The sequence below is a fragment of the Paenarthrobacter nitroguajacolicus genome (genome assembly GCF_031455195.1).
Classification (GTDB): domain Bacteria; phylum Actinomycetota; class Actinomycetes; order Actinomycetales; family Micrococcaceae; genus Arthrobacter; species Arthrobacter nitroguajacolicus_D.
Window position 1 is genome coordinate 451753 of record NZ_JAVDSH010000003.1, and the last position, 26302, is coordinate 478054.

16 protein-coding genes are annotated in these 26302 nt (G+C 60.1%); 3 read left to right on the top strand and 13 right to left on the bottom strand.

The window, feature by feature from the left end; all coding sequences use genetic code 11:
• Positions 1-4 precede the first annotated feature (4 nt).
• Both J2Y68_RS09500 and J2Y68_RS09505 read right to left on the bottom strand, forming a co-directional pair.
• Positions 5-967, bottom strand: coding sequence for a carbohydrate ABC transporter permease (locus tag J2Y68_RS09500; RefSeq protein WP_309992559.1), 963 nt, complete (start codon positions 965-967; stop codon positions 5-7).
• On the bottom strand, positions 964-2382 hold the full coding sequence (locus J2Y68_RS09505) for an extracellular solute-binding protein (RefSeq protein WP_309992562.1): 1419 nt from the start codon (positions 2380-2382) through the stop codon (positions 964-966). Before J2Y68_RS09505 ends, J2Y68_RS09500 begins: the two co-directional genes overlap by 4 nt.
• A gap of 154 nt (positions 2383-2536) precedes the next feature.
• Here J2Y68_RS09505 and J2Y68_RS09510 point away from each other — a divergent pair, with 154 nt between their 5' ends.
• Positions 2537-3448, top strand: a complete 912-nt coding sequence (locus J2Y68_RS09510) for a phosphatase PAP2 family protein (RefSeq protein ID WP_309992565.1) — start codon at positions 2537-2539, stop codon at positions 3446-3448.
• Here J2Y68_RS09510 and J2Y68_RS09515 read toward each other — a convergent pair.
• Entirely contained in the window at positions 3445-3654 is a 210-nt protein-coding gene (locus J2Y68_RS09515) for a hypothetical protein (protein WP_309992567.1), read from the bottom strand. The genes J2Y68_RS09510 and J2Y68_RS09515 overlap by 4 nt on opposite strands.
• Positions 3655-3881: 227 nt before the next feature.
• On the opposite strand from J2Y68_RS09515, the gene J2Y68_RS09520 reads away from it, so the two are divergent.
• Positions 3882-5219, top strand: a complete 1338-nt coding sequence (locus J2Y68_RS09520; protein ID WP_309992569.1) for an acyltransferase family protein — start codon at positions 3882-3884, stop codon at positions 5217-5219.
• An 88-nt stretch (positions 5220-5307) separates the two neighbouring features.
• Here J2Y68_RS09520 and J2Y68_RS09525 read toward each other — a convergent pair whose 3' ends face one another.
• The 4 genes from J2Y68_RS09525 to J2Y68_RS09540 form a co-directional block, all read right to left on the bottom strand.
• Complete coding sequence (locus J2Y68_RS09525; protein ID WP_309992571.1) at positions 5308-8133, bottom strand: S8 family serine peptidase; 2826 nt, start codon at positions 8131-8133, stop codon at positions 5308-5310.
• A 195-nt stretch (positions 8134-8328) separates the two neighbouring features.
• Positions 8329-10980 carry a S8 family serine peptidase gene (locus tag J2Y68_RS09530; protein ID WP_463675852.1) on the bottom strand — a complete coding sequence of 884 codons (2652 nt, stop codon included), beginning with the start codon at positions 10978-10980 and terminating at the stop codon, positions 8329-8331.
• A gap of 331 nt (positions 10981-11311) precedes the next feature.
• Positions 11312-12235: a hypothetical protein gene (locus J2Y68_RS09535; protein WP_309992575.1), complete on the bottom strand. Its 924-nt coding sequence runs from the start codon at positions 12233-12235 to the stop codon at positions 11312-11314.
• 57 nt (positions 12236-12292) lie between these two features.
• Complete coding sequence (locus J2Y68_RS09540; protein ID WP_309992576.1) at positions 12293-13510, bottom strand: MFS transporter; 1218 nt, start codon at positions 13508-13510, stop codon at positions 12293-12295.
• Positions 13511-13829: 319 nt separating this feature from the next.
• Here J2Y68_RS09540 and J2Y68_RS09545 point away from each other — a divergent pair, with 319 nt between their 5' ends.
• A complete protein-coding gene (locus J2Y68_RS09545) occupies positions 13830-15092 on the top strand; it encodes a choice-of-anchor P family protein (RefSeq protein WP_309992579.1) in 1263 nt (420 codons plus the stop codon).
• A gap of 378 nt (positions 15093-15470) precedes the next feature.
• On the opposite strand, the gene J2Y68_RS09550 is transcribed toward J2Y68_RS09545, so the two are convergent.
• The 6 genes from J2Y68_RS09550 to J2Y68_RS09575 form a co-directional block, all read right to left on the bottom strand.
• Entirely contained in the window at positions 15471-17069 is a 1599-nt protein-coding gene (locus J2Y68_RS09550) for a cell wall anchor protein (protein WP_309992581.1), read from the bottom strand.
• 98 nt (positions 17070-17167) lie between these two features.
• Positions 17168-18220 carry a hypothetical protein gene (locus J2Y68_RS09555; protein WP_309992584.1) on the bottom strand — a complete coding sequence of 351 codons (1053 nt, stop codon included), beginning with the start codon at positions 18218-18220 and terminating at the stop codon, positions 17168-17170.
• Between the two features lie 1217 nt (positions 18221-19437).
• Positions 19438-20310, bottom strand: coding sequence for an MBL fold metallo-hydrolase (locus J2Y68_RS09560; RefSeq protein ID WP_309992586.1), 873 nt, complete (start codon positions 20308-20310; stop codon positions 19438-19440).
• A gap of 117 nt (positions 20311-20427) precedes the next feature.
• Complete coding sequence (locus tag J2Y68_RS09565) at positions 20428-21981, bottom strand: polysaccharide pyruvyl transferase family protein (RefSeq protein ID WP_309992589.1); 1554 nt, start codon at positions 21979-21981, stop codon at positions 20428-20430.
• A 152-nt stretch (positions 21982-22133) separates the two neighbouring features.
• Positions 22134-25091, bottom strand: coding sequence for an Ig domain-containing protein (locus J2Y68_RS09570; protein WP_309992591.1), 2958 nt, complete (start codon positions 25089-25091; stop codon positions 22134-22136).
• 299 nt (positions 25092-25390) lie between these two features.
• The gene (locus J2Y68_RS09575; protein WP_397334832.1) at positions 25391-26038 is read right to left on the bottom strand and encodes an S-layer homology domain-containing protein; all 648 of its coding nucleotides are present in this window, start codon (positions 26036-26038) and stop codon (positions 25391-25393) included.
• Positions 26039-26302 lie beyond the last annotated feature (264 nt).

Consider the following 26302-nt stretch of genomic DNA (forward strand, 5'->3'; position numbering starts at 1 on the left):
GGCCTCACTGGTAGAAGACGAATCGTTTGCTGAGCCGGAATTGCGCGGCGGTGATGGCCATGATGATGAGCGTCAGGATCACTCCGATCGCGGACGCCTGGCCGAACTCGAGTCGTTGGAACGCGGACTCGAAGATCACCATCACTGCCGTTCGCGTCGAGTCTCCGGGCCCACCGCGGGTGAGGACGTAGGGCTGGTCGAACACTTGGAGTGCGTTGATGATGGCCATGACGGAGGCCACCAGGGTGGTTGGGCTGAGCAGCGGCAGGGTGACGAACCAGTGCTTGCGCCATCCGGTGGCGCCATCGATCGATGCAGCCTCGTATGTCTCCACCGGAATGGACGCCAGGCCGCCGATGAACAGCAGGAAGGAGAACCCGAAGTTCTGCCATACGTAGACAAGAATGACGACGGCGGCAGACCCGCCTGGGGTTGTCAGCCACGGCACTGCCGGGATTCCGATCAACGAGAGCATCCAGTTCACGACGCCGAACTGCTCGTTAAAGAGGTATCGCATAAAGATGGAGACCGATGCCGCGGACAGGATCAGCGGGAAGAAGAACGCGGAACGGAAGAACACCCTCAGCCAGGCAGGGAGCTTCTCCTGCACCATGATCGCAAGTCCCAGGGCCAGTCCGAGCTGCAGCGCCACGGCCACCACCACAAACACGATGGTGTTGAGGAACGAGACCCGGACGGTGGGGTCCTGGACTACCTCGGCGAAGTTGTCGAATCCCACAAAGGTCGGTGCCGAGATGATGTCCCAGCGGAAGAATGCCAGCGCAATCGAGGCAACGATGGGCAGCAGGGTGAAGATGCCCATGCCAACGATGGTTGGTGCAAGGAAGGCCCATGGCAGCCAGCGTTGCTGCACGCGGCCGCGCGTGGATGGCTGGCTGTGTTTGTGCGCGACCTTCCGGTGTGGCTCCCGCCCCGTTCCAGTGGGCGTACTGGTTGCGGTGCTCATGGCTGCCTCCTCAAGGCAAGTTCAAGGTCGCGCTGCATGGAGCTGAGGGCATCTTTGAGTTGTCGCTCGTCTCCGCTGACTGCCAGGCTGACATTCTTCATCAGGGCGGTCTCGACGGCGGCCTGCTGGGGCGGCGCCGGAATGGGACCTGTGGTGGGGAAACGGTCCAGGGTGTCGTAAAAGACTTTCCAGTTCCGCGGGCCGGTTCCCGCGTAGAGCTGCTCGTTGACCATGGAGCGGCGGGCTGGAGTGGTGTTCGGCGTGGGGAACACGATCTGCATCGCCTCCAGGCTGGAGCTGAACTTCACCCATTCCCAGGCGGCGTCTTTGTCCTTGGCGGTCTTCATGATGGCGTAGCCCGCTGTGCCGAACTGGTGTCGCTGGGTCCGCCACTTCGGGAAGAACTGGACGTCGAAGTCCTGCTCAGTCATTCCTGCTTCATGGAGACCTTGCACCCAATAGCCGCCTGCCGGCGTCGTACCAATCCTGTTGGAGGCGAAAAGGCCGATCAGCGCGCTGCCGCCGCCTTCCTCTGGCCGCACACCCAACCCGTCCTTGACCAGTCCGCGGAGGTAGTCGAAGGATTCGAAGACCCGGGGGTCGTCGGCGTTGGGTTCGAGCCACTGGTAACCGCCGGAGCGAAGGCTACGGGTGGGGTGGTTGGAGTAGAAGCCATCCCAGAGCCACTCGCCGCCCGGGGACTTGGTCTCTTTGAGGAAGCTGGTGTCGTTGGCGTAGAGCCACGGCACCACTCCGCCGAAGAGACGGTTGGTCCAGTAGTAGGGAGTGAAATCCGCTGGTTTGGCCTTCTTCATGGCGGCGAGTGTGCTGCGGAAGTCGGTATGCGTCCAGTTGTCGGCCGGCCGTTCCAGACCGGCGGCGGCCAGTGAGGCGGTGTTGTAGTACATGTTGGCGGCGTTCCAGTCGATGGGGAGCTGGAAGAGGCTGCCCTTGTACATGAACGCTTCCACCAGGCTGGGGTGGACGTCCTCGAAGTACTCTTTCATGTCCGCGGCGTCGCGCCGCAGGTACTCGTCCAGCGGATGGGCCAGCTTTTCCGCGAACAGCTGGGCGCCTTCGGTGGCCACATAGACAACGTCCGGCGGGGTGCCTGCTGCCACCATGGTGAGGATCTTGGTGAAGAAGTCCTTCCAGTCCACGGCCTGGATGGCTTGAACCTTGACCTTGATTTCGGGGTGGACTTTGGCGAAGGCGTCGATGACCTTCTGGCGGGCTGCGGCGTCTGCGGCGGTGCCCATGATGGCGATGCTGAGGCTGTTGTCTCCCCTGCCCGGGATGTCTGTTCCGGTGAGCCGCGGCCACGACGCCGCGGTTACTCCAACAATTCCGGCGCCGAGGGCTGTGAGGGCACTTCTGCGTGTGAATTGACGCGAAGCCCCATTGGTTCCCGACATGTAGATATCCTTCCCTAACACGTGTGAGGAACACTATGCCCGACGCCTAACACGTGTCAAGTGTCACAGGAATGTTGCAGAGGCCTCACCTCGCCCGCCGCGCCGGAGAACTCTTCACATGAGCCGTCCAGCGAATTGTGGCAGTCTTGAGAGAATGAGTTCCCAGCAATTCCGCACCAGCGGGAGGTCGAGCAAACGGCCGATTCAAGCACGCGACGCCGGCGTCGGCACAGGATTCCTTTTCATCCTGGCCACCATCGCCAGTGTGGTGGGCCTGGCCGCGACGTATTACTTCTTTGTGCGCACCACCATGGGCCAGTTCATTGACGAGTCCGCCCTGGTGGAAGCAACCGAGCTTGGTGGAACCGCCGGTCGCGCTTCCACCAGCCTGCTGGATATGCTCCCCATGCTCTCGCTGGCCATTGCTACCCTCATGGTCGTTTTCGTCACGGTGGCCCGACGACGCTGGACTGCTGCGGGAATCGCCGTAGCAGCCTGCATCGGCGCCAACGCGGCCACCCAGATCCTCAAATTCCTCATTCCAGACAGGCCCGACCGCGGAGTCCAGACACTGGAACTCAACTCACTCCCTTCCGGCCACACCACCCTTGCCGCCTCCGCGGCTGCCGCCGTCTTCCTCATGGTGTCACCCCGCTGGCGCCCGTTGGCCGGCTTCCTGGGCAGCACCTTCGCAGTAGCCACCGGAGTCTCAACTCTCATCAACCAATGGCATCGCCCGGCCGACGTCGTCGCAGCCTTCCTGGTGGTGGGCGCCGTAATGCTCCCGGCGGGTTGGCTCATTCTCCGCACCGGCAGCAGTTGGAACGTGTGGAAAGGATACGGCGAACACTGGGCAGCGTCCCGGATATGGGTATGGCTCACGGTCGCCGCCCTGCTGATCGCCATCGCCGCGGCCTGCTATTCCTTGCTGCAGGTCATGCCTGGCTTGAGCGCCGACAGTACCATCGACTACTTCTGGGCAGGCACAGCGTTCATCGTGATCGCCGGTTACCTCTCAGCCCTGGGCGGCACTTGGCTGTTCGGCTTGGCGGCTCGCAAGGCCTAGCCCCTTCGCCTGGCCTGCTCGCGAATGAACAGCCGATCGTCATCGGTGAGAACCGTGCCGCCGTGGCTGTCCACGGCACTGTCTTCACCTGTCTGCTGAGTGATGATGGCAGTGACCGTCCGCGGAACGATCATGCTTCCGGGGTTGTCGATGAGCCATTGCTGGGTTTCCGGAGAAAGCTGATTCCAAAATTCTCTGATGTGCATAGCAATCAGCGCTGCCCTTCATTGGTGGGGTTTCTGGAGTGCGCCATGAGCGCGGGAGAAGATACTCGGTAATTCGGGGCGTTATTACGTCTTAAGGCTACGCCGGGCCATGCCCATCCCAACCCGGCAGGCGCAAAGGTTTCTGATGATGACGTCGACGAAGCAGCCGACGTGGGTTACAGTTAGTCCAATCGATGGACAAACAGTGGCATATCCTAGGAGCACCCATGTCATCCACCCTCAGGCCCCGAGCCGACCGCGGTTCTGCCCGCACTACCGTCCTGGCTTCCCGCGATCTGGTCGTCGACCTCATCAGGGTCGCCTGCATGTTCGCCGTAGTGGCCGTCCACCTCCTCATGATGGGCATCAGCGTGGACGGGTCCGGGATTGGCGTCGAAAATCCGTTGACGTCCCTGAGCTGGTTCGCCCAAGGGACATGGTTCGGCCAAGTCATGCCGCTCTTCTTCGTTGTGGGCGGCTTCGCGTCGCTGACTTCCTGGCGGAGCCTGCAGCGCCGCGGCGGTGACGCCGGCGACTACCTCCGCAACCGGGTGCTGCGGCTGGTCCGCCCCACGGTTGCCTTATACGCGTTCCTCGCCGTTGCGTTATGGAGTGCGACGGCGGCTGGCGTCCCGGGCGATCTGCTCACGGTTATCTCTGTGGGCGCCGGAGTTCAATTGTGGTTCCTGGCCGCGTACCTGATCTGCCAGGCAATGGTGCCAACAATGGCGAAACTTCACGGCCGGGCACCGTACCGGACCGTCGCAGCGCTGGCTGCGGGCGCCGCCGTCGTCGATGTCTTTCGCCTGGGCTTGGAGCACAATCCCTGGGGCTTCGACTCAAACCCGATCGGGCTGCTGAACATGGTGTTCGTTTGGGGTCTGCTGCAACAACTTGGGTTCTTCTATGCGGACGGATTCTTTGACCGGTTCGCTCGCTGGAAGCTGCTTTTGGGTGCTGTAACTTGCTACGTTGCACTGGTTCCGCTGACCCACGGGGGCCCGTACCCGGTGGACATGCTGACCAACCAGAACCCGCCGATGTTCCCGCTGATCCTGGTGGGACTGGCTCACATCCTGTTGGTCAAGGCCGTATACCCCGTTTTGCAGCGGTGCGTGAGGGTCGGCTGGGTGCAGAAAACCATGTTTGTGGTCGGCAGCCGGGCCATGACCATCTACCTGTGGCATCTGCCGCTGATCATCGCGATGTTTGGAATCGCACTGCTCCTCCGGCTGCCATTCCCTGAGCCGGCGAGTGCCGAGTGGTGGCTGAGCCGTCCCCTCTTCTACGTGGCCGCATGGGTGCTGGTGCTCCTGGTGTCCACACCGTTGGTCCGGCTGGAGCTTGCCAGCACCGCGCTGGCACCTGGTGCCGCCCGGCCCGCCATGTGGCGCATCCTGACGGGGACCGTGCTGGCGATCATTCCGCCGTTCGTGGTGATGCGGACCGGGCTGGATACAGCCAACGCAACGTGGGGCCTGGTGCTGCTGGTGGTTGCAGTGGCTTTGGTGACTGGCAAGGTCCCTGACCGGGCGTCGAAGACGCCTGCCCTTGTGGCTTCCTGACCTTCTTTGTACGCCAAACGGCCGCAGAGCAACCTTGCGAGGTTGTTCTGCGGCCGTTTGTTTCTTCAAACAAGGTACGGACGAGTCCTTATGGCATGCGGTAAAGGAAGGCAGCCATGGCATCACGGTTGATGGGCTCAAGAGCCTTGTAGACGTAGTTGCCTTCGCCGATCTGCCAACCTGTCGAGATGCCGGTGACCTTCATCCAGACCATCTCTTTGTAGAACTGCTGGTTGGGGTCAAGGTCGCTGAAAGGGGCAGTCGTGGGAGCTTCGAAATCCGGTTTATTAACCAAACGGTAGAGGAAGGCAGCCATCGCATCGCGGTTAATGGGGGTCAGCGGCCGGTACGTCCGCGATCCGTCCGATTCGGTCCAACCTGACGAAATGCCAGCATCTGCAAGCCAGGACATTTCCTTGTAGAACTGCTGGGTGGTCAACACGTCCTTGAACGGCGACTGCGCGGGCGGCGTGTAATCAGGAGATCCAGCCATCCGGTAAAGGAACGCAGCCATCGCATCACGGTTGATGGGTGTGACCGGCCTGTAGGTGACGGACTGGTCCGCTTCGACCCAGCCCGTGGAGATTTTGCGATCCGCCAACCAGGACATTTCCTTGTAGAACTGCTGGGTGGTGAGGACGTCCTTGAACGGCGAAACTGCAGGCGCAGTGAAGTCCGGGCCTTTGCTGCTGAAGTAGGCCTTCCATTCGGACGTGGCACCGTTGAGCAGCGCCCACCCTTCCTTCGCCTTTGCCGTTACCTTCACTTGGCCGCGGGCGGTGTGGGTTCCGGCGTCGACCGTTTTTCCGTCCACCTGGTAGTCCACAGAGTCGGATCCGGGGATGGTGTAGCTGTCATCGGCCATGTACGGGGCTTCGTTGAAGACGACAGGCGCGGGGGTCACCGCCTTGTCTGCGGCGACAACCGTGGCCGTGGGCTTGCTGGTCATCGACAGCAGCCAGTACGGCGTCTTTACACCCACTACTTGCACCGTCAGGGTGGAACCAACATCCTCACTGGTGAGTGTGTATTCAGGAAGGCTGGAAACGTCATCGCCGGTGGTGCCGGCCTTATGCCGGGTCCACGTGTAGCGCAATTCCACGGGTGCGGGTTCCCAGGTTCCTGCCTGGGCGGTCAGGGTGCTGCCTACGTACGCGGAACCGAGAATGACGGGAGTGTCTCCAGTCAAGGTTCCCGGCCCAACCTGGGCGGTCGGCGCGGACGTGGCAGACACGGCCGGAACGTACTTTTTTGTCGCAGTGACCGTAACGGTCATTGCGGCCTGATGGTCGTCGGCCACCAAGGTGTAGGTGGAATCGGTAGCACCGGCAACCGGCACGCCCCAACGGTTCCACTGGTAGGTCCATTCCGCAGAGTCCACGTTGGACCAAGCGCCCCGGTCAACGGTAAGGGTCTTCCCCACCGCGGCTTCACCCGCGATGGTTGGCGTACCGGCGACGATTGGGGCTGCGTCTGCCGCCACCTGCTTGACGGTGGCATTGGCGTCCACCAGACCCGAGCCGCACCCAATGCAACCTGCCACCGGGCGGCCGTTGGCTTTCAGGCGCTGTTCGACGTCGGCCGGGGTGAGGGCGGGAAGCGTGGCCACCATCATCGCTGCAACAGCTGCGACATGTGGGGCCGCCATGGAGGTACCGGACTTGAGGTAGTAGTCCTCTGTGGTGGCAGTATCAGCACCTTGGTTCAGCGTGGACACGATGCCGTTGAGCGCGTCTTTCGTCATGTCTCCGCCAGGGGCCATGACGTCCACGTTCGCTCCGAAGTTGGAGTAGTAGGCCTTTTCCGCGGTGCGGGTGCTTGCTCCCACCGTGATGACGTTGCTGCAGTTGGCCGGGCTGACGAGTGACGCGTCAACGTTCTCGTTGCCGGCAGCAACCACAACGGCTGCACCCTGGCTCCGGGCGAAGTCCAGAGCATTCTGGTAGGTGGCTGAGCACGTTGCGCGGCCGCCAATGCTGAGGTTGATCACGCGGGCGGGGTTGGCGTTGGCTGGGATCCCAGGCACCGGGCCGCCGGCTGCCCACCTGATGCCGTCCGCGATGTCCGAGCTGTAGCCGCCGCAAGTTCCGATGGCCCGGATGGGTACGATCTTGGCCTGCGGAGCAACGCCGGCAACACCCTTGTTGTTGCCCGCAACTGCAGCGATGATGCCGGCAACGTGAGTGCCGTGCCAGGACGACCGGACACCGGCGCGTCCGGCTGCACACTGGTTGTCGGAGGTTGCGTCACCTTCGTCGCGGGGGTTGGGGTCGCGACCGTCGCCGTCACGGGCCGTGGTCGCATTCGAAATCATGTCGTACCCGGGCAGGACGTTTGCGTTCAGGTCGCTGTGGTCGAGGATACCGGTGTCGATCACGGCAACAGTGCTTCCTTCGCCCCGGCTGACATCCCAGGCTCCCAGTGCATTAATGCCACCCGTTCCACTGCCAAGGCCCCACTGGAGGTTGTAGTAGGTGTCGTTGGGCGCCGTTGCCAGGGTCTGCATGATGGTGTCGGGTTCGGCGTACTCCACGGCTGGATCTGCAGCCAATGTGGCCACCAGCGCTTTTGCCTCCTGGGGTGAGAGCTTGCGGTCCGTTTTGACCACTTCCTCGCCGGTGGAAGTTGTCCGAAGGCTCTCCACCGGAAGGCCCACGGCCTCTTCGGCTGTCTTGAGTGACTTCTGGGGATCGATCGATTGGATCCCTGCAGTCTCCTTGAACTTCACAATGAACTGGTCTGTAGGTGTCGCCGGGAGGTTTGACGTCACCGGCAAGGGAGCCGCACTGGGAAGCGGCGGCGCAGGCGTGTCAACAGCCGCGGCAGGGAGCGCCGGCAGGGCTGCTCCCACCAAGGCGACGACGCTGAGAAGGATTAAACGAGAACTAACCACGGCTTTCCGCTGGTTACGCATATACAGTCGCCCTTTTGCTCAAGACGCCCCCCAAAGAGCGCTGAAAAGTGGCCGCGAGCGCAGCCAGAAATGAGTTTAGCCAAGTAGTGGAGATTCCTGCGAATCCTTGGGGATCGCGGCGGATAGTGCCCGAACGAACAAGGGCCGGCCGCAGAAAAGACTGCAACCGGCCCCGGTTGATATTCGTGATCAGTCTTAGGGCATGCGGTAGAGGAAGGCCGCCATGGCATCACGGTTGATGGGTGAGAGCGGGCGGTACGTTCGGCCACCGTAGGCGTCCGTCCAGCCCGAAGAGATCTTCTTTTCGGACAGCCAAGCCATCTCTATATAAAACTGCTGGTACACGCTCACGTCCTCGAATGGAGAGTTATACGGTGCCACATAATCGGGTGAACCGGCGAGCCTGTAGAGGAACGCTGCCATGGCATCCCGACTGATTGGAGTCAGGGGCCGATATGTCTTTGAACCGTCAGACTCTGTCCATCCGGAAGAAACGCCGGTCTGGGCCAGCCAGGCCATCTCCTTATAGAACTGTTGCGTCGTCAGCACGTCCTTGAAGGGGGATTTTGCCGGCGGTGTGAAATCCGGAGATCCGGCCATGCGGTAGAGGAACGCAGCCATGGCATCGCGGTTGATTGGTGTCAACGGTCGGTAAGTGACCGACATATCCGCTTCTACCCAACCCGTGGAAATTTTCCGCTCCGCAAGCCACGACATCTCTTTATAGAACTGCTGGCTGGTCAGGACATCCTTGAACGGAGACTTGGCAGGGGCCGTATAGGCGGGTCCCTTAGTGCTGAAGAACACGGTCCATTCGGCTTTGGCCCCGGGCGCCACTAAATAACCTGGTTTGGCTATAGCCCTTATTTTGACTTGGCCGCGTGCAGAGTAAGTCCCGGCCTTAATAGTCATGCCGGCAATTTGATAATCCACGCCCGGACTCACAGGCACGACGTACTTGTCGTCGACCATGTAGGGCGCTTCAACAAACTGGATGGGTGACGGGGTCACAACGTGGTCTGCGGGCATCACCGTGGGAGTTGGCTCGGTCTTCACCGTGGTCTGCACGAAAAAGGGTCTCGTTGCAGTGACCGAAAAGGATACCGCCTTCCCGGCATCGGCCTCTACCAAGGTGTAGGTGAGGGCAGTCGCGCCCTGGATTGCCTGTCCATCCCTCAGCCACTGATAGGTTAGGCTGCCGGGCTGGGGCCACCACTCACCGGCTGAACCGGTGAGAGTCATTCCCACAAACGGCTCTCCCTCTAGAGTTGCAGGCGGGGAATTCGACAGACTGCCGAGTTCCACCAGAGCAGTCGGAGCCGAGGTGACTGTAACCGCGTCGAAGTGCATCTTCTTGGCTGTTACCTTGATGGACATCCGGGCGCCTAAGTCATCGCCTTGGAGTTCGTACGCGTTATTCGTTGCCCCGGCTATGGGGGTTCCGTTCCGAAGCCATTGGTAGCTCCAGTCAATTCGAGGGACGTCTGCCCATGGACCGCTGACATATGGTTTCAGTTCAGCGCCTACACCCGTTCCGCCAACAACCGAAACCTCGCCCGTCCCTATGGGAGCTGCGTCTGCCGCCACATCGCGCAAAGCCTGATCAGCGTTGAGGAGGCCTCCGCCGCAGCCGTCCAGGCAGCTCCAAAGGGTATTGGCTGTCGCCTTGATCTTCTGTTCCACTTCGCCGGGCGTCAAAGCAGGAAAAGCAGAGAACATCATGGCTGCCACCCCAGCGACCTGGGGTGCGGCCAACGATGTACCTTGGCCGTAGTAATACGCCTCTGTGGTTGGCGTGTTCAGTCCGTCATTTAGCGTAGATAGAACCCCGCTGGGAACATCCCAGCGGATGTCGCCGCCAAAAGCGACCAGATCTACATTGAGGCCATAGTTGGAGTAGTAGGCCCTGTTCAGCTGGATATCAATCGCTCCCACGGTGATGACGTTGCGGCAGTTGGCCGGGCTGATCAAGGATGCGTTGATGTTCTCGTTTCCTGCAGCTACAACTACAACGGCACCTAAGCTTCGGGCTGTGTCGACTGCACTCTGAAACGGGGCCGTGCAGGCTTCACGACCTCCAATGCTCACATTGATGACCCTGGCCGGATTCGCGTTTTGAGGAACGCCCGGAACACCGCCACCGGCCGCCCAAACAATGCCGTCGACGATGTCTGACTTATACCCGCCGCAGGATCCCATCACCCTCACAGGTACTACTTTTGATTTTGGTGCGACACCTGCAACCCCTTTATTGTTGCCAGCCACCGCGGCGACGATACCGGCAACGTGGGTTCCGTGCCACGATGAAGGAGAAGCGGGCTGCCCCGCCGCGCACTGTCCGGCGGAGGTCGCGTCACCCTTGTCATGAGCATCGGGATCGCGACCGTTTCCGTCTCTGGCCACAGCGGCAGAACTAATCAGGTCGTACCCGGGGAGGACGTTTGCGTTCAGATCGCTGTGGTCCAAAATTCCGCTGTCCACCACAGCGACATTGACTCCCTCTCCCCGGCTGACATCCCAAGCACCGAGGATACTGTCATAGGCGTGCATGCCCTGGGAATGGTAGTAAGTGTCATTTGGTTGGTCCGCAAAGGTTCGCATGATCGTGTCGGGTTCTGCGTACTCAACGTTTGGGTCTGAGGCGAGAGCCGCGACTAGCTCTCCAGCTTCTTCTGCCCCAAGAATTCGGTCGGTCTTGACAACTTCTTCATCGGAACCAGTAGTCCGTACAGCTTCGACATGAATGCCCACGGCCTCGGAGGCCAAACCAAAGGTCGACTGCATGTCCGACGACTGGATATCTGCCCGCTCTTTGAATTTCACAATGAACTGATCCGTGGGAGCCACGCTGGAATCCGTGGGCATGGCACGCGGAGCTGCACTCGGTGCCGGAATTGTAGCTTCGTCGGCGCCGGCCGGAAGCGCAGGGAACCCTGCTCCAACGAGTGCGACAACGCCAATAAGGATTATTCGAGAGCGCACGCTGGCTCTCCGTCGGTTCTGCATAGACAGCGCCCTCTGCTCATACGCCCCCCAAAGAGCGCGGAAATTAGCCGCCTGAGTGCGGCGAGCACGAGTCTAGCTACTGTTTCCAGGTTTCTGTGAATTTCCTGAGAACCACGTCCCTGTCTTAGAGCTACCGCACCCTATAGCGGTTGCCAAGGCCCGTCATATCCAGTTATTTGACAGGAGCCGGCGCGGTGTCCACCACACGACGTTTCACATCACGCCGGGTGGTTTCGGTTTGGAAACCGCTAGCAGACAATCCCGCCGGCCAGTCCCCCCGACAAGTAGCCAGTTCTTCGAAGCATGCCCGCAAAAGCTCCTTTGGCGGTGGAGTGTGACCGTCGCCAGTGTCAGGTCCCCACCGATCCATCAGCATGAAGACGTCTTCCGATTCGCCTACGACATCCAAGAAAGGGATCTGGTGATTCTGAATATGGAACCAATCTTTGGCGTTCTGGATCAGGGCGACGGTGTGTCCAAAACCCGCAGCATATGAGGGTAGTAGGTCGTGAGCCACGCTTCCCGGTAGCTCCGACATGTCTTGGCCTTCCAACTCCCAGGCATGGGTCATATACCTCCCTACAGCTCCAGGATAGAAACGGGAGATTGAAGTCTGGGGATTGACCGCAAGCGCAAGCGACATCGTGAAGTACCTCGACAATGCCAGGCTGGCGTATCCGCCGCCAGAGCTGCCGAAAAAGATCACGTTGTATCCTCCCGTCGCCCGGAGTATGCGTCTGATGACGTCCGCCAACGTTTCCTGGAGGTCTGGCTGTTCGCTCGATCCCGCATACCACGCGAGATTGAGGTCAGCAGACTTCCTAAGGCTGGGATCAGAAATGAAGATCCGGTTAACGGGCAGCCCGGCAGTCACGCCTTTACCCAGGAACCACGGCAGACGAACGTCTTTCTCAGCTGCACCGTGGAAACTCACCAGCGTTGTATCCGAGTTTGCGGGTAGGTTCAGGACCTCGATGGGCAAGCCCTGGTACTGAATTTCAATCAGCCCCGCGGGCACTTCCCCCGCCGAGAGGAACGCCTGAAGGTCTTGGAACGAAGTGAGGACAGGTGTATTGGCGGGCTGGTTTTCAGGCACCACGGTAGTCTAGCCGCGACATCAGTCGGGCCTGAATCTGTCCGAACGTGGACGACCTCAGTAGTTCCGGCGGTGCTTCAGTCTCGGAATTGCGACGGCGAACACCACCGCCGCGGCGAACCCCAGTACCCCGGTGGCCCAGACGCCGGCGGACAGCGAGATCGCAGCCGTCAACCCGGACAGCAGCACCGGTCCCCCTGTTGCCCCGGAATCTGCAATGAACCTCCAAATGCCAAGAAAGTGGCTGCGCCCATTGTCCGGCGAGAAGTCGGCACCCAACGTCATGATCAGTCCCGAACTGATGCCGTTGCCGAACCCAATCAGCAGGGCAGCCAACAACAGGGAAACAAATCCGCCTGTGAAAGGGATCAATATGAGGGCTACTCCCATGATCAGCGTGGAAGGGACAGCCACCCACTGCCTGCCTTTCCTGTCCATGAGCTTCCCAGCCGGGTAGAACACCAGCATGTCGATAGCCCCGGAAAGGCCGAATAGCAGCGACGCGTGCGTGGCATCGAGCCCCAAGTGATCCGCCCACAACGGGATAACCACTTGTCGTGATGCCCTCAACGCGCTCAGCAAGAGGATCCCAAATCCGACAGTCAGGAACACGCCCGCGTGCGAAACCGCGATGCTCCGTAACGTCGACGCCGGAGGGCGGGGAGCGCCGTCGGACGTTTCAGGGGCGACCAGGTCCGGGATGGTGAGCGACAAGGCCGCGGCCGCCATCATGCCCGCGAAGCCCACCCAGTAGGCCCCACTGATGCCGGCAAACTGCATCACGCCGGCGCCGACGAAAGGCCCGATGAAGATACCAATCCTGGTCACGCCGCCCAAGGTAGACAGGGCTCGTGCCCGGAAGATGACCGGCACGGCTTCGGTGAGGAACTTTTGCCGGGCGAGGTTGAAGACGCTCGCCGACATGCCCACCAACGTCATGGACACCGCCAACAACCAGAGACCGTTCTCCACCTGCGGCGCGAAGGCTGAAGCGCCCAGGGCAATAGCGCCCAAAGCGCCGGCTCCAACGATGGACCAACGTTCGCCGAACTTCTCCGTGATGATCGACGCCGGGATGTTGAAAAGCCAGGAACCTATACCGATGAGCGTCACTACCAACGCCGATACGGCAACGGAAGCGCCGAGGTCGCGCGCCGAAAGAGCGATGACCGGAAGGACCGCACCCTCTCCAATGCAAAACAGCAGCGCGGGCCCGAAGGCCGGGAGTGCGATGCTGCGCAGGCTAAAAGCTTGGTTTGTCTGGGTCTCGGTCATCCCTTTCATCCTAGGACTGCGGTAGCCGCAGCGTTCATCGTCATTAAGCGTGGCAGCAAGGTGCCTGAAGGGGAAGCGGCCTTCCTCCGGGAAAGCTGCCAGGTGATTCTGCCCCTTCAAAATCATTGGGACTTTGCCTGCTGGGGCGTTCAAACTTTGATCACTGAAATAGCAGCACCGAAGCGCCCGCCGTCCTCTCCCTGACAAAATATCTGGCCAGACAGCGGGGAAACTATTGTTGCAAATCTATGCTGACGGTACGGTAAGCACAATCGTGAACACCTTACGAGATCGTGTACGAAATTCTGGGGAGAACTACATGAAACGTTTGCATTTCACTTTAGTTGGCGCACTAGCGCTGGCGCTTGTCGGGCAGGCTTCTCCGGCACTTGCAGCTACCACACCAGCGCAGGTCTCCACCGGTTTCTCCGGTTCCGCCTATGGCTCCTACATATTCAATGCTGACAAGACACTTACCTCGGGCCCCACGGCCAGTTCAAGCATCAGTTGTACTGGCTCTACGGGCAAGACATCCTCAAACACTGCCGTGGCACTTACCGTGCCAGCTGTGGGAAACGTCGGAGCAGCAACTACAAGCGTCAAAACACTATTAACGACTACGGGCAAAAGGATCGAAAGCAAATCGACGACCGATGGGGCCAATATTCTTGGCGGCCTGATTACAGCGGGTGCCATCACATCGGAAAGCTCTGCCGACAAGAACACGGCTGGCGTTTTCTCCGGTTCGAATAAGACGACTATCGCTGATTTGAAGGTTTTGGGTGTCGCCGTAGGGGCCAACCCCGGCGCTAATACAGTGCTGGATCTCGCTGTGCCCCTGGTGGGTTCGGTCGGTAAGATCACCTTGAACGGACAAGAAAAGAGGGTTGTTAATGGGGTGTATCGGGTTTCGACCACAGCACTCCGTGTTGAAGTCCTGAAATCCGGTCTACCTGGGCTCAAGGTTGGAACAGACATCCGAATTGGTGTCAGCATCGCCGATCTTACCCCTGCCCAAGCAGGCTATCTCGCAGGTTCGGGTTACAGCACAAGGACCGTGTTGGCCAGTGGGCTGCTGAATTCAGGATCGACAGCACTCGCCTACGCCCGGTGTAACGGTGGAACCACCTCCGCGAACGTGGCGGGTATAAACATTCCCGGCCTAGCCACCGCTGGTGCGGCTTCAACGAAGACCATCGGCGTCCTTACGCCGCAGCCAAAGATCACCGTGACCAACTCCATATCGGGGCTAAACGTATTGAATGGGCTGATTCAAGCGGACGCCATAAAGGCCGAAACAGCTGCAACCAGAGCTGCCGGCGCCACAACATCCACTCTGACAGACACCTCTACCTTTACCAACTTAAGGATTGCAGGCCTCCCGGCTATCAATGCCTCTGTAGCTCCGAACACTGTGGTCCAAGTAGCAGGGCTCGGCAAGGTGACGTTGCACAAAGTCAGCAAATCATCAATCGGGATTGTTGTGACAATGATTGACGTCGAACTCAGCCAACCCATAGGCGCGCTGCCGACGGGTTCCAAGCTCCAAATCGGATACTCCTACTCAGCAGTTGCGCAATAGCAACTGAGTCGGGAATTGACCGTAGTATGCCCGTCGCCACATGATAATTGGCGGCGGGCATACTACGCCCCGTAAAGCAAGTATGGGCGGGCTGGACACTTGTCGCTTTACGCGAAGTGTCTTCCAATTTGCGAGGCGCATCGCCGCAATGAATCGGTTAGACCTCACGGGCTTACCAATCAATGACTCACCTGCTACGGCATACGTACATGTGAGGAACAGGCGCCCGCTCAGGGCCACTCAATATCTATTACTACTGTATCCTTCACGTGAAAGTACCGAACGCGATCAATATTTGAATCGGTGAATGCGAACGGGAGTGTTGCGGTTCCGGGCTCCGGAACCGCAACACCCACATGTGAGCGGGATCGTCCGAGACTACCGGCGGCTGGCTACTGCCTTCCGACGGCTGGCCACTGCCAAGAAGAGGCCCATTAGGAGCATGGTTCCCTCCCACAGAACGAAGGTTTCGTTCAGACCCGTCTTAGCCAGGGCGCTGGAGCCCTCGACGGCGGTCGAAGCCGCTGTGGTTGTCGCGCCCTTAGTTACACCAGCGGCTACAACGGTGCCGGATTGGGTGCCAGCGGTCGTAGCGCTACCGATGGTGGTGATAAGACCCGCGGTGTTGATGCCCATTGTCGGAGTGCTCGTATTGTTCTCTCCACCGTTATCAAGGCCACCGCCGGTCGGCGGCGTCACAACCGGAGGGGTCACAACCGGAGGGGTCACGACCGGAGGCGTCACAACCGGAGGCGTCACAACAGGAGGGGTGACCGTGCCTACCGAACCGCCCCCAACGCCCACCGAGGTGGAACCAGTGCTGATGGGAACCGTGATGGGGATGATCAGCTGAGTGCCCGATCCAATGCCGCCAGAACCATTAGTGGTACCGCCGGTAGTAGTGCCCGGAACCGTTCCGCCCGTAGTGCCAGTACCTGTGGCTGAAGAATCACCCAGCACACCGACCGCCGTCGAAGCCAGGCTCACCGGAGCCGTAACCGGAACAACAACCTGAGTGCCCGAACCAACACCATCCGAACCACTCGTCGAAGCACCCGACGACGAACCACCAGGAACAGCCCCAGCAGCGGAACCGGACGCACCCGAAGTGGCTGAAGAATCACCCAGCACACCGACCGCCGTCGAAGCCAGGCTCACCGGAGCCGTAACCGGAACAACAACCTGAGTGCCCGAACCAACACCATCCGAACCACTCGTCGAAGCACCCGACGACGAACCATCAGGCGCAGCGCCAGAAATGGAACCGGACGAACCGGAAGTGGCCGTCGAGTCGCCACCGACACCCACAGCAGTGGCTCCGATGTTAACAGGGACCGATATCGGAGCCACTACCTGAGCGCCGGATGCAAGACTCTCTCCCCCCGACGTTGTTGCCTGCGCTGGCGTTGAAGCTGCCGGCGCAGGAGTTGATGCCGCTGGTGCTGAGGTGGCGGTTGAGTCCCCCAGGACACCCGCCGACGTCGACCCCACCGTGATGGGAACCGTCACCGGTGCAACCACTTGGGTGCCGGACGCAATCGCGCCGGCTCCGCTGGTACCGGCTGTCGGCGTCGAGCTTGTTGCCGCCGGAGCGGCAGGTGTAGCTGAGCTCGTCGCAGTGGAACCCCCCAGCAGACCCACTGACGACGAGCCCAGGTTTATGGGCACCGTGACCGGAGCGACCACTTGGGTCCCGGAACCGATGCTGTTGGAGCCGCTGGTGTTGGCGGCGGGTGTTGCGCCGGAACCTGCAGCGTGTGCCGGCGCGGTTGTGGTGGCTGCTGAGTTTCCCAGCAGTCCAAGCGAGGTGGCGTTGAGATTGATTGGCGCTGTTACGGGCGCTGCCACCTGCGTTCCGGAGAGGACTCCGTCCTTGCCGCTTGTGGTGTCCGCGGCGTTTGCCGCGGTGGCGCTGAGGACGATCATGCCCCCGGCAAAGCATGTGCCGATGAGGCACTTGCGAATGGTCGTGTTCATTGTGATCTTCTCCTGAAGGTCTTGTTCCCAGAGACGTCCGTTGACGGAACGTTCGTTTGGCCGTCTGCCGCGTAAGTTGGTGCGGCAAGGTCCGGGAACTAGTCAGGAGAGGAGCCGGGGTCAAAACAAACCGGCTCGGGATGCTGCTCATCGCCGGCCGCAGAAAGACCAGGTAGAGCGCCAACGGGGACAATCGTGGCGTCGTGAAGGAAGACTGCGGCGGGGCTTGGTGGGCCATTTTGGGAGTTGCTGGATCCGGACCCGCCCACCCCAGCGGGTACCGCTTCGAGGTCAGGGAGCGTGTCAGCGGGTGGATCTGGAAGCACCGCCGACTGGTGGCCTTTAGTGACTGGGACAGTGCCCCGTGAACTGAGTATGTGGGTGATTGACACCGTTGTTGCGATTGCGGGTACCGAAGCTGTGGACTCGGCTTTTGAAAGCACGACGTCGAAACCCTGCAGGGCGTCCGTGGCTGGTGAGACGCTTCCAGTCGGGATTACGGGCGCAGGCGGGGCGGTTACGCCCAGCACGGGTGGAAGGGTTGAGTCCGCTCCGGAGAGTGGCGGTAACGCAGGTGCCGATGGTTCAGGAACCGTTCCCACCGGCGGCAGAAGGGTGTCCGCCACGCCAACGATCGGTTCAAGAATGGGTGTGGTCACGTCGGTGACAGGCTCCAGTCGCAAGGGTGCGATTGCATCGTTGACAGGGGTAACAACTGCACGAACTGAATCGTCAATGACACCAGTAACCGGCACAATCACGGTTCCCACAGCATCGCCGGTCGTATCCGCGGGGACTATATGGCTGACCACCGGTGCCGTACCAACTATGGCGTCAACGGATGCGCCCGCTTGGTGAACGATCGGCGGCAGCGCTGGCACGGGAACCGCAATGGGTGTCGCGGGCAGGGCACCCTTGACCGGCGCTGGCACCGGAACACTCGGCACCGGAACGCTGAGGGGCGGCGCGGGAGCGCTTTTCACGGTGGCGGTTACTGAGGCGACGGTTGAACTGACATCGATAAGGAGTGAATGGCTGTTTTGTGGGCCTGAATCGGCGTTTGCTGCCGTTGCAGAAAGGGCCATCCAGATTGCCGTACCGGCTCCGGCGACCATGACAGAGCGGAGAATGCTGGCCGCACGCGGAAACACGCGTGAACCCTTCATCTCGACACCCCCAGGTAGTCGCGAACCAACGGTCGCCTTCATCCTAGGACGGAGGCAGTCAGTTAGTCCATGGCTGGGAGTAAAGAAAATCGTAGTTTTGGAAGGAACCTTCTTAGTTTCACGCCGTCGGTTAGAAGTAGGCTGGGACGTGCCAGCTAAGGGTCCTTCGTCTTGCGGCCGCCAGACTGGCTCGAGGCTGGGGAGCCCGACTTGGCTTCGTGAACATGCCCTCTACCACGGCGGCCCCTTGCAGAGGCCGTTCCGATTTCAGCCTTCGAAGTGCCAGATCGGCGTCACCAGCCCAATGGTGAGCGGGAATGCCGATCTGGCCGTCCCCCGCGTACGGTCGGGATATAACTACTCGCCCATCCAAGGCCTTGACCGCATGCTGTGACACACCGAATTCATCCAGCATTGGAGCCAAATGATTCTCTGTGTGCTCGGTGTCGCCCGCGTTGTGGACGCAGTGAACCAGGTTGCCACGGTTCCATTTCGGGTCCGTATACAAGTCCATGATTCGGAAGCGGTGGGCATACCCATGCATGAGCTCATCGTAGCCGTAGCCGGGCCATGCAGCTTCAAGAGTCTCCCGGAGTGGATCAGGTGATGCGTGCCGGAAAACATCTGTCTGAGGAGTCCGCGGGATGGCCACGGCGTGCGCAAACCTGGTTGCCAGCCGCAGAGCTGCGAATCCACCGGCACCGGACCCTTCCGTGAGTACGTAACCCGCGCCGGAAGCGGCCATGACCTTGCGAATAACTGCCTCCATCCAGTCGTCCGGATCCACCGAAGGAGTGCCGAGATACCATGCCAACCGGCTTCCCGATTTCAAGGTGAGCGTCGGGTCTGCGAACATCACAAACGGCGACTTCGAGTTACGAAGAACTGGAAGAGGCTGAAACAAGTAATCCGTCTTGGCGCCGCCTCTCCTTGCTGCATGAAGCCCAACGCGAATGTCCAGGTTAATGGAAGTCATCGGCCTTGTCAGAAACGCCAATGTCATTCCGTCACCGATGGAAAGCTTATATATCCGTTCTGGATCTGTAGCTGCCGGTTGGAAGTCATCCAGACTTTCAAGCTGATAGACAGGGACTCTGTAAGACGGGTCGTCGTCGATAAGCAGGCGCAAAATGTCATTCCCCAAGTAGGCTACGGATCAGTGCTCCACTTTACCCGGACATGAACCGCGACATTCCATCGGTCTACGGAAGCCAGCCTTTGGGTCCGAAGTCCGGAGTTGCCAAAGTGCCTCCGCCGGAACGACCTGCAGCGTTCGTTTCCTGCAGCCGCTTGATGAACCAGCGGGATTGTTCCGGGCCATACGGCAGGACGGGGATGGCTTTGGTTGCGTCCGAGGGCATGTCACGAATCGACTGCGTGGCCTGCCGCACGGCGGTGCTCATGGTGTTTGCCATGGTCTTCACGAACTGGTCGCTGGCAGGTTCGCCGTGGCCCGGGACCAAGTGTTCGTAACGGTGCCGCAGCGCGGAGATGTGCCGCAGGGCGTCCGCCCACTCTTCCGGATACGAGTCTTCGAAGGACGGGTGCGCACCCTGTTCCACAATGTCGCCAACATACAGCGTCGAGCTGGTGCCCACCAGCAAATCACCATCAGTGTGGGCCCTGCCCAGGTAGAACAGCGTGGCAGTGACTCCTCCGAGGTCAACCAGCACGGGCTGGTCGTGAACAAGTGCGTTGGGTACCACGATTTCGACGGCGTCGCCCTCCCCCGCTGCCATCTCAGGTTCGTTGGTAGCGACGAAGCGGCGCTGGTTGTCAGCGTCTTTTTCAATAGCCGCCGCACAGTTTGCGTGGGCCCAGAACTCCGTGACGCCGTCGTCCGCAAAAACTGCGTTCCCGAAGAAGTGGTCGTAGTGGGCATGGGTGTTCACTACCACCAGCGGCAGCTGGGTCTTTTCACGCACTGCATCGAGGATCTCGCGGCCTTGGCGCGGGCCGCAGCCGGTGTCGATGACCATTGCGAGCTCGGAGCCCACCACGAGCCCGGTATTGAGTAACGAACCCTCGGTCTTCAAGACGTAGTTGTCCGGTCCGAGTTCTAGCCAAGCTGACAATGCGTTCTCCGTATCCAATGCAATCCGGCGATGTTCAGGCCTCTACTCTACCCACGGAAACCGAGGGGAAGCTGGAAAGGCTGGCGGCACACCGTGGAAAACGGCCTGTGGTTCCGTTCAGGAGCGTAGAAGCCTCAGGCGCCGTGCCAGTCGAACCACCTTGGACGACTCAAGTGCGCTGAACTGCTGTTCCAATCGGCTCACCTCGGACTCGACGGCGGTTATCTCCCCCGACATTGCCTCCAGGGCCACCCGTAACCTCTCACGCTCGGCCTCAGCCGCGGCCAGGGTTCCCGTGGTGTCCTCCAGAGCGTGCGTCAGTCGGTAGAGCTCCACGGACTGGTGCCCGATATGTGCCTCGTTGTTGGCCGTAAGCTTGGCCGCTTCGGGGTGTTCACCAGAGTGAAGCTCCGGGAAAATCGGTTCGGGGATGTCAAGAATCGGAGCGACCGATGTCGCTCCCTTCAAGGTTTCGACGACGGTGTCCCACCAAGCATTTTGGAAGTCGGCTTGTGATGGGCTAATGGTGTTCAGGTAATCCCTGATGTCACGGCGGCGACCCCACAGCTCGTCCACGAAATCATTGAATTCAGGAGTAACTACGTGCCGGAGTGACCGCATCGTGTGCCCCAGACCCCAGTTCGCCAAGGCGCCGCCAAGACGAACCTCTCCGTAGTAGTCCACGGCGAGGGCGAGGCAAGGAACGCCCGCTCCGAGCGCAAAGACGATGGGGTGATAGCGGCTGGCGACCACGAACTCAGCCTGTGTTGTCAGGGTGGCCGCTTCCTCGGCAGTGAACTGTCCACACACGGTGACGTTCTTAGCCCGCATCCTGCGCTGGATGTCCGCGTGAATCTCGATGTCGATGTCGCGGTTCCCCGGACGGGACATGTGCGGAATCATGACAACATCAAGGCTGCCCGGTCCCGCAATCCTGTCCAGAATGTCGGCAACCCGTTGGTTGAAATCGTTTCTGTCCATGGCGCCGGTCCCTGGCGCGAAGCTGGCGACCAGATAGGGACGTCCAGGCTTCGGCTGGTACGACGGTTCCCCCGATAGGTAGCCCGCGCCCTCGGGGCTCGCTTTGAGGAAGCTTGCATCGTCCAAAGTCAAGCCGGTCTGGAGGCCGGCTTCATTCAGCATTTCCAGCGACGTGCTCTCACGCACGCTTGCCAGCGCGGCGGACCGGAAGAGTTCAATAGCCGTGTCGTAGTCCGGACCGGTAAGAACGGGGCCGACTGTTTGCCCGGAGATAACGAGAGGCTTTCCCAACGACTCTGCTATGGCGCCAAGTGCAGCACGCTCATATAGCAACCAACCGTAGGGGGAATTCATGTTGCCGCCGCCGGCAATGACCACGCCGTCGGACTCGCCAACGGTCTTGATAAGCGCATGCACTTGGTCGTCTGCTGGGAGAGCGTCCAAGTCGCCAGCTAAAACGGCGCGGATTTCCTTTAGGTATGTCTCGCGCCGGTGTGGAGGCCAGGGAAACTCCAGGGTTTTCACCGCAGATGTGTCATAGAGGCGTGCGCTCTGTTCAGGGTTGCGGGAAAGCAGGACGATGTCCGAAACTCCCCGGGCCTGCAGTTCATCCACCACCGCGTGGGCCATCGCCTCATCGCCCACGTGATAGACGGATTGGCCAATATCTCCCAGAACTACAACTCGCACGATTCCCCGGTGTTAGATCACAAAAAACAGATTCCAGCCTACCGGGTCAGCCCACGGTCAGCAGAAACGCACCAGCCAACGAAAGAAGGCATGACCCCGCAACTGGCGAGGTCATGCCTTCTCAGGGTGCTGAAACTAGCAGCGAATAGCTATTAAGGCGTCTTGGAAAGGAAGTTCTGCACGTTCTGCAGAATCGGCGCCCTTGTGTCGTACTCGAGGTAGTTGATATCCATGAGAACCACCACTCGGCCTCGCTTGGACTTCATATCCGCCTCTGACCAGACGCCGCCCACAACAGTGCTATCGCTCCGGGCGAAGACGTTCCGCGCATCGACTCCCCCAAGCCCGCTGATTGCTCCCGGGGCAAGGGGTTCGAAGGCGGACAGAACATTCGGTGCCTTTGAGATCTGATTGGTTGCGGCCGAATTGAATGTGTAGGGACCGTCAACGTCACCTTGCCTACCCACCACCACATCCTGATCCACGAGCACCTGTCGCAAGACCCGTTGCACTGTGTCGTTCACTTCCTCACAACAAGGCCGTTCGCCCGTAAGGTAAGCCGCGCCGCCGTCGATAACGTAGCCGGCAACCTGCTGTTCCTCTGCTGCGGTCCATCCGTTGTATGACGGGTTCCAGATGGATTTGTAGGTGCCCAATTCTGCGGGAAGTGTCTTGGAAATTACAACGTCCGCTCCGGCGGCCCGGAGGGTTTGAGCGACGTTAGCCACCCCATAACCTTCGTCGGTAGAGCCGTACACAAGGACCTTGTTGCCTCGCACAGGTTTAGGGTTCACCACCAGGGACAATGCCGCAGCTGCAGATATGCCCCGGCTGTCGGTCACGCTGAACGTCATAGGTGTTGTGCCGGCAGCCGACGGAGTTCCGCTGACGACGCCAGTTACGGCGTTCAACGAAAGGCCCGCGGGCAGGCTTCCCTTGGATATCTTCCATGCGTACGGTGCTACGCCTCCAATGGCTCCAATCCCAATCTTGTACTGCTTGCCGAGGACAGCTCCGGGCAGGCTCGTGGTAAGGATCTTCAGCGGCTCAATCTTCGGAGCTACTTCAGGCTCCGGAGCGCCAGGCGGCTGCGGCTTCGCGGACCACGTTGCGATGGTCTTCTCGAATATGGTGCCTGAGTACACCGTCAATTTCGCCGGTGAATCCTCCCAGAAGCAGAACGCACAAGCACCCAGCTCAACGCCGGCTGATGCTTTGAGCTCAGCCATCGGATCCTCGGTGGGGTGGAAGCCGGCCTCCAAGGAAGCTTCGATCTTGCCTGTGATTCCAACGATGTCCATCCATGTGATGCGGGTATCCAAGGCGCCTGTGAGGGTCGCATCGATCCCTGAATCACTGGAGAGCGCAAGAGGTTCATGTTCGGTGCTGCATGACGCTGAGCGGCTTTCCTGCTGGTCCCTCCACTGGTACGAGGTGCCACATTTCAGTACAACAGAGGCGCTGATATCCAACTTGCCGGTTACTTCGAAGGTGATGCTCGGCTGGGCGGCCATGACAATCGCGCCTGCACCTGAGGGGACAGTTACCTTCACTTCAGGCACCGTCATAGTGCATTTGCCTTCGCCTGAAACTGCTGCGCCCATGTTGACGGTTATTGATCCGTCAATGTTCGCCTGCATGAGGTGAAGACCAAACCAACCCCACTCAGCGTAGACAGAAGGCTCCAGATCGGGGGTAACGGACAATCCCTTCAGGTCTGCGGTGGCTCCGCGATCACATTCCATTTTCGCTTTGACCGCGTTCAGAGATTCCTGAGGCGTAGCCAGAACCGGCGGCGTCTCAGCCTGCTGGGCGGACGCGCCCGTTGTGGTGAAGTGAACAGTTCCTTCGGAATAGGCCGAGGAAAGATTGCCGGGTGAGGTCTTGATTAGCTTGGTGCCGGCAGTCGTAACGCTCACGTCATCTGCAATAAGGACTGCTCCGGACTCGACGTTGGCCCAGGGGGCCAGCGTCAGGACCTGCCCCTGAGCCACAACGATGTCTATCAGTTCGATTGATGTGATCTTCTTGGTGGCGGGGTCCCTTGTAATGGCAACGATGTTGTTGCCTGGGACGTGGATGGTGTCCTGCTTTGGAACTACGACTTCACATGGCTTTCCGACGCATTCCTGCGGAGCCGACTGAGGTACGTCGAGGGTCAGCGTACGCGATACAGTCATGCCTGAGGAGTCCGTAGCCGTCACAGTGACTGGAGTGGGGCCTGTGACGGTGGGCAGCCCGGTGATAGCCCCATCAGGGGAGATGGTGAGTCCTTGGGGTAAGCCTTGTGCCTTCCACACCAGCTCTCCGAAACCTCCTGCACCCTTAAGCTGGTCAAGGTACTTGACCCCGGCAATGCCGTCCATCAGCTGCTCGTTGGTGATGGTCAACGGGCTCTTGAATTGTTGGAATCGGTACATGAATGCCGCCATGGCATCCCGGTTCACCGACTGGAGTGCCCTATAGGTCCTGGTGCCGTTGGATTCCGTCCAACCGGTGCTGATTCCCCAGTGGGAGAGCCATGTCATTTCCTTGTAGAACTGCTGCGTCTTGGTGATGTCAGCAAAAGGCGTTGTTGCTGGTGCTGTGTAGTCCGGGCTGCCGGCTAGCCGGTAGAGGAATGCTGCCATGGCATCCCGGTTGACTGGCTGGGTTGCCCGGTAGGTTTTGGTTCCGTTTGCTTCCGTCCAACCAGTACTGATGCCGGTTGATGCCAGCCAGGCCATTTCCTTGTAAAACTGCTGTGAAGTGCTCACGTCAGCAAATGGCGAGACCTTTGGCGGCACAAATCCGGGGCTCCCTGAAAGGCGGTACATGAATGCAGCCATCGCATCCCTGTTAACAGGCAAGAGGGCGCGGTAGGTTTTGGTCCCGTTCGCTTCGGTCCAACCAGTACTGACCCGGGCAGCAGCCAACCAGGCCATTTCTTTATAGAACTGCTGCGATGTGGCGATGTCCGCAAACGGCGATTTTACTGGTGGCTTGAAATCCTGTGGCGTGTCTTGAATGACGGTGTCAGCCGGCTGGGTAACTACAGTTGCCGCGATGGTTGAGGGATGCGTCTGGGTTGTAACAGGAGCAGCTTGAGCCGGGATGAGACCCGCCAGCATGAGCGCTGAAAGCGCAAAGCCTACTCCGGGTATAAGAATTCTACTTCTTCGATGTTTATGGCGCACTAAAGTCTGCTTTCCGCGCTAATTGGCGGAATCCCGCCCCCATTTAGATAGCTACCGAGTGGTAACTAGGCAAACATTACCCCAGCTTTGTAAGGGTCCTTTCAACTGGAGAATTATGAAGGGCGATCAGCCTAAAGTTACGACCGCGGATATAGCTCTGCTTCGGTCGAAGGGAATTAGAGCGGGAGGTCAGAATAATCTGACCTCCCCGTTCCAACAGCCAATCCTTGTGCCTACAGCTGCCCGTACTTCTGGTTGTACCTGTACATGAATGCGGCCATCGCATCGCGATTCACGGGCTGGAGCGGCCGATATGTTTTAGATCCATTGGCTTCGGTCCATCCCGTGGAGATACCTGAACCGGCCAACCAGCTGATTTCCTTCCGGAACTGCGCACCAGCAGGGACATCCGTAAATGCCGCAGAGGGGGTGAACGCAGGCGAGCCAGCGAAGCGGTACATGAACGCAGCCATCGCATCCCTATTCACCGGCTGCACCGGACGGAACGTCTTGGTCCCGCTCGACTCAACCCACCCCGTGGAGATTCCCTTCGATGCAAGCCAGGTGATCTCCTTGTAGAACTGCGTAGATGGAGTCACGTCCGCAAACGGAGACTTAGCAGGTGCCTGGAACGCCGGCGAACCAGCCAAACGGTACATGAACGCAGCCATCGCATCACGATTCACCGCCTGCAACGGCCGGAACGTCCGGGAACCATCAGCCTCAGCCCAGCCCGTGGAAATGCCCTGCGCAGCAAGCCAGGAAATCTCTTCATGGAACTGGGCGCCGGCAGCCACATCCGTAAACGACACCGCAGACGTCGCTTTGAACGTTCCCGTCCACGACGCGGTTGCGCCGGCAGCCAGAACATAATCCGTCACCGCACGTGCAGTCACCGTCACCGTCCCCGAACCCGGGTACGTGCCAGCAGCAACGACCTTGCCACCAACCAGGTACTCAACACCGGCCGTGGCCGGAACCGTGTACGAATCGTCTTTCGTGCCGTCCTTATCCGTAAACACCACAGCAGCCGGGGTCACCACGAACGGAGTCGCTTTGAACGTTCCCGTCCACGACGCGGTTGCGCCGGCAGCCAGAACATAATCCGTCACCGCACGTGCAGTCACCGTCACCGTCCCCGAACC

Excerpts from the sequence above, each read along its gene's own strand:
- J2Y68_RS09500 (WP_309992559.1), bottom strand. The coding sequence starts at position 967 with ATGAGCACCGCAACCAGTACGCCCACTGGAACGGGGCGGGAGCCACAC.
- J2Y68_RS09505 (WP_309992562.1), bottom strand. The coding sequence starts at position 2,382 with ATGTCGGGAACCAATGGGGCTTCGCGTCAATTCACACGCAGAAGTGCC.
- J2Y68_RS09510 (WP_309992565.1), top strand. The coding sequence starts at position 2,537 with ATGAGTTCCCAGCAATTCCGCACCAGCGGGAGGTCGAGCAAACGGCCG.
- J2Y68_RS09515 (WP_309992567.1), bottom strand. The coding sequence starts at position 3,654 with ATGCACATCAGAGAATTTTGGAATCAGCTTTCTCCGGAAACCCAGCAA.
- J2Y68_RS09520 (WP_309992569.1), top strand. The coding sequence starts at position 3,882 with ATGTCATCCACCCTCAGGCCCCGAGCCGACCGCGGTTCTGCCCGCACT.
- J2Y68_RS09525 (WP_309992571.1), bottom strand. The coding sequence starts at position 8,133 with ATGCGTAACCAGCGGAAAGCCGTGGTTAGTTCTCGTTTAATCCTTCTC.
- J2Y68_RS09540 (WP_309992576.1), bottom strand. The coding sequence starts at position 13,510 with ATGACCGAGACCCAGACAAACCAAGCTTTTAGCCTGCGCAGCATCGCA.
- J2Y68_RS09545 (WP_309992579.1), top strand. The coding sequence starts at position 13,830 with ATGAAACGTTTGCATTTCACTTTAGTTGGCGCACTAGCGCTGGCGCTT.
- J2Y68_RS09550 (WP_309992581.1), bottom strand. The coding sequence starts at position 17,069 with ATGAACACGACCATTCGCAAGTGCCTCATCGGCACATGCTTTGCCGGG.
- J2Y68_RS09570 (WP_309992591.1), bottom strand. The coding sequence starts at position 25,091 with ATGCTGGCGGGTCTCATCCCGGCTCAAGCTGCTCCTGTTACAACCCAG.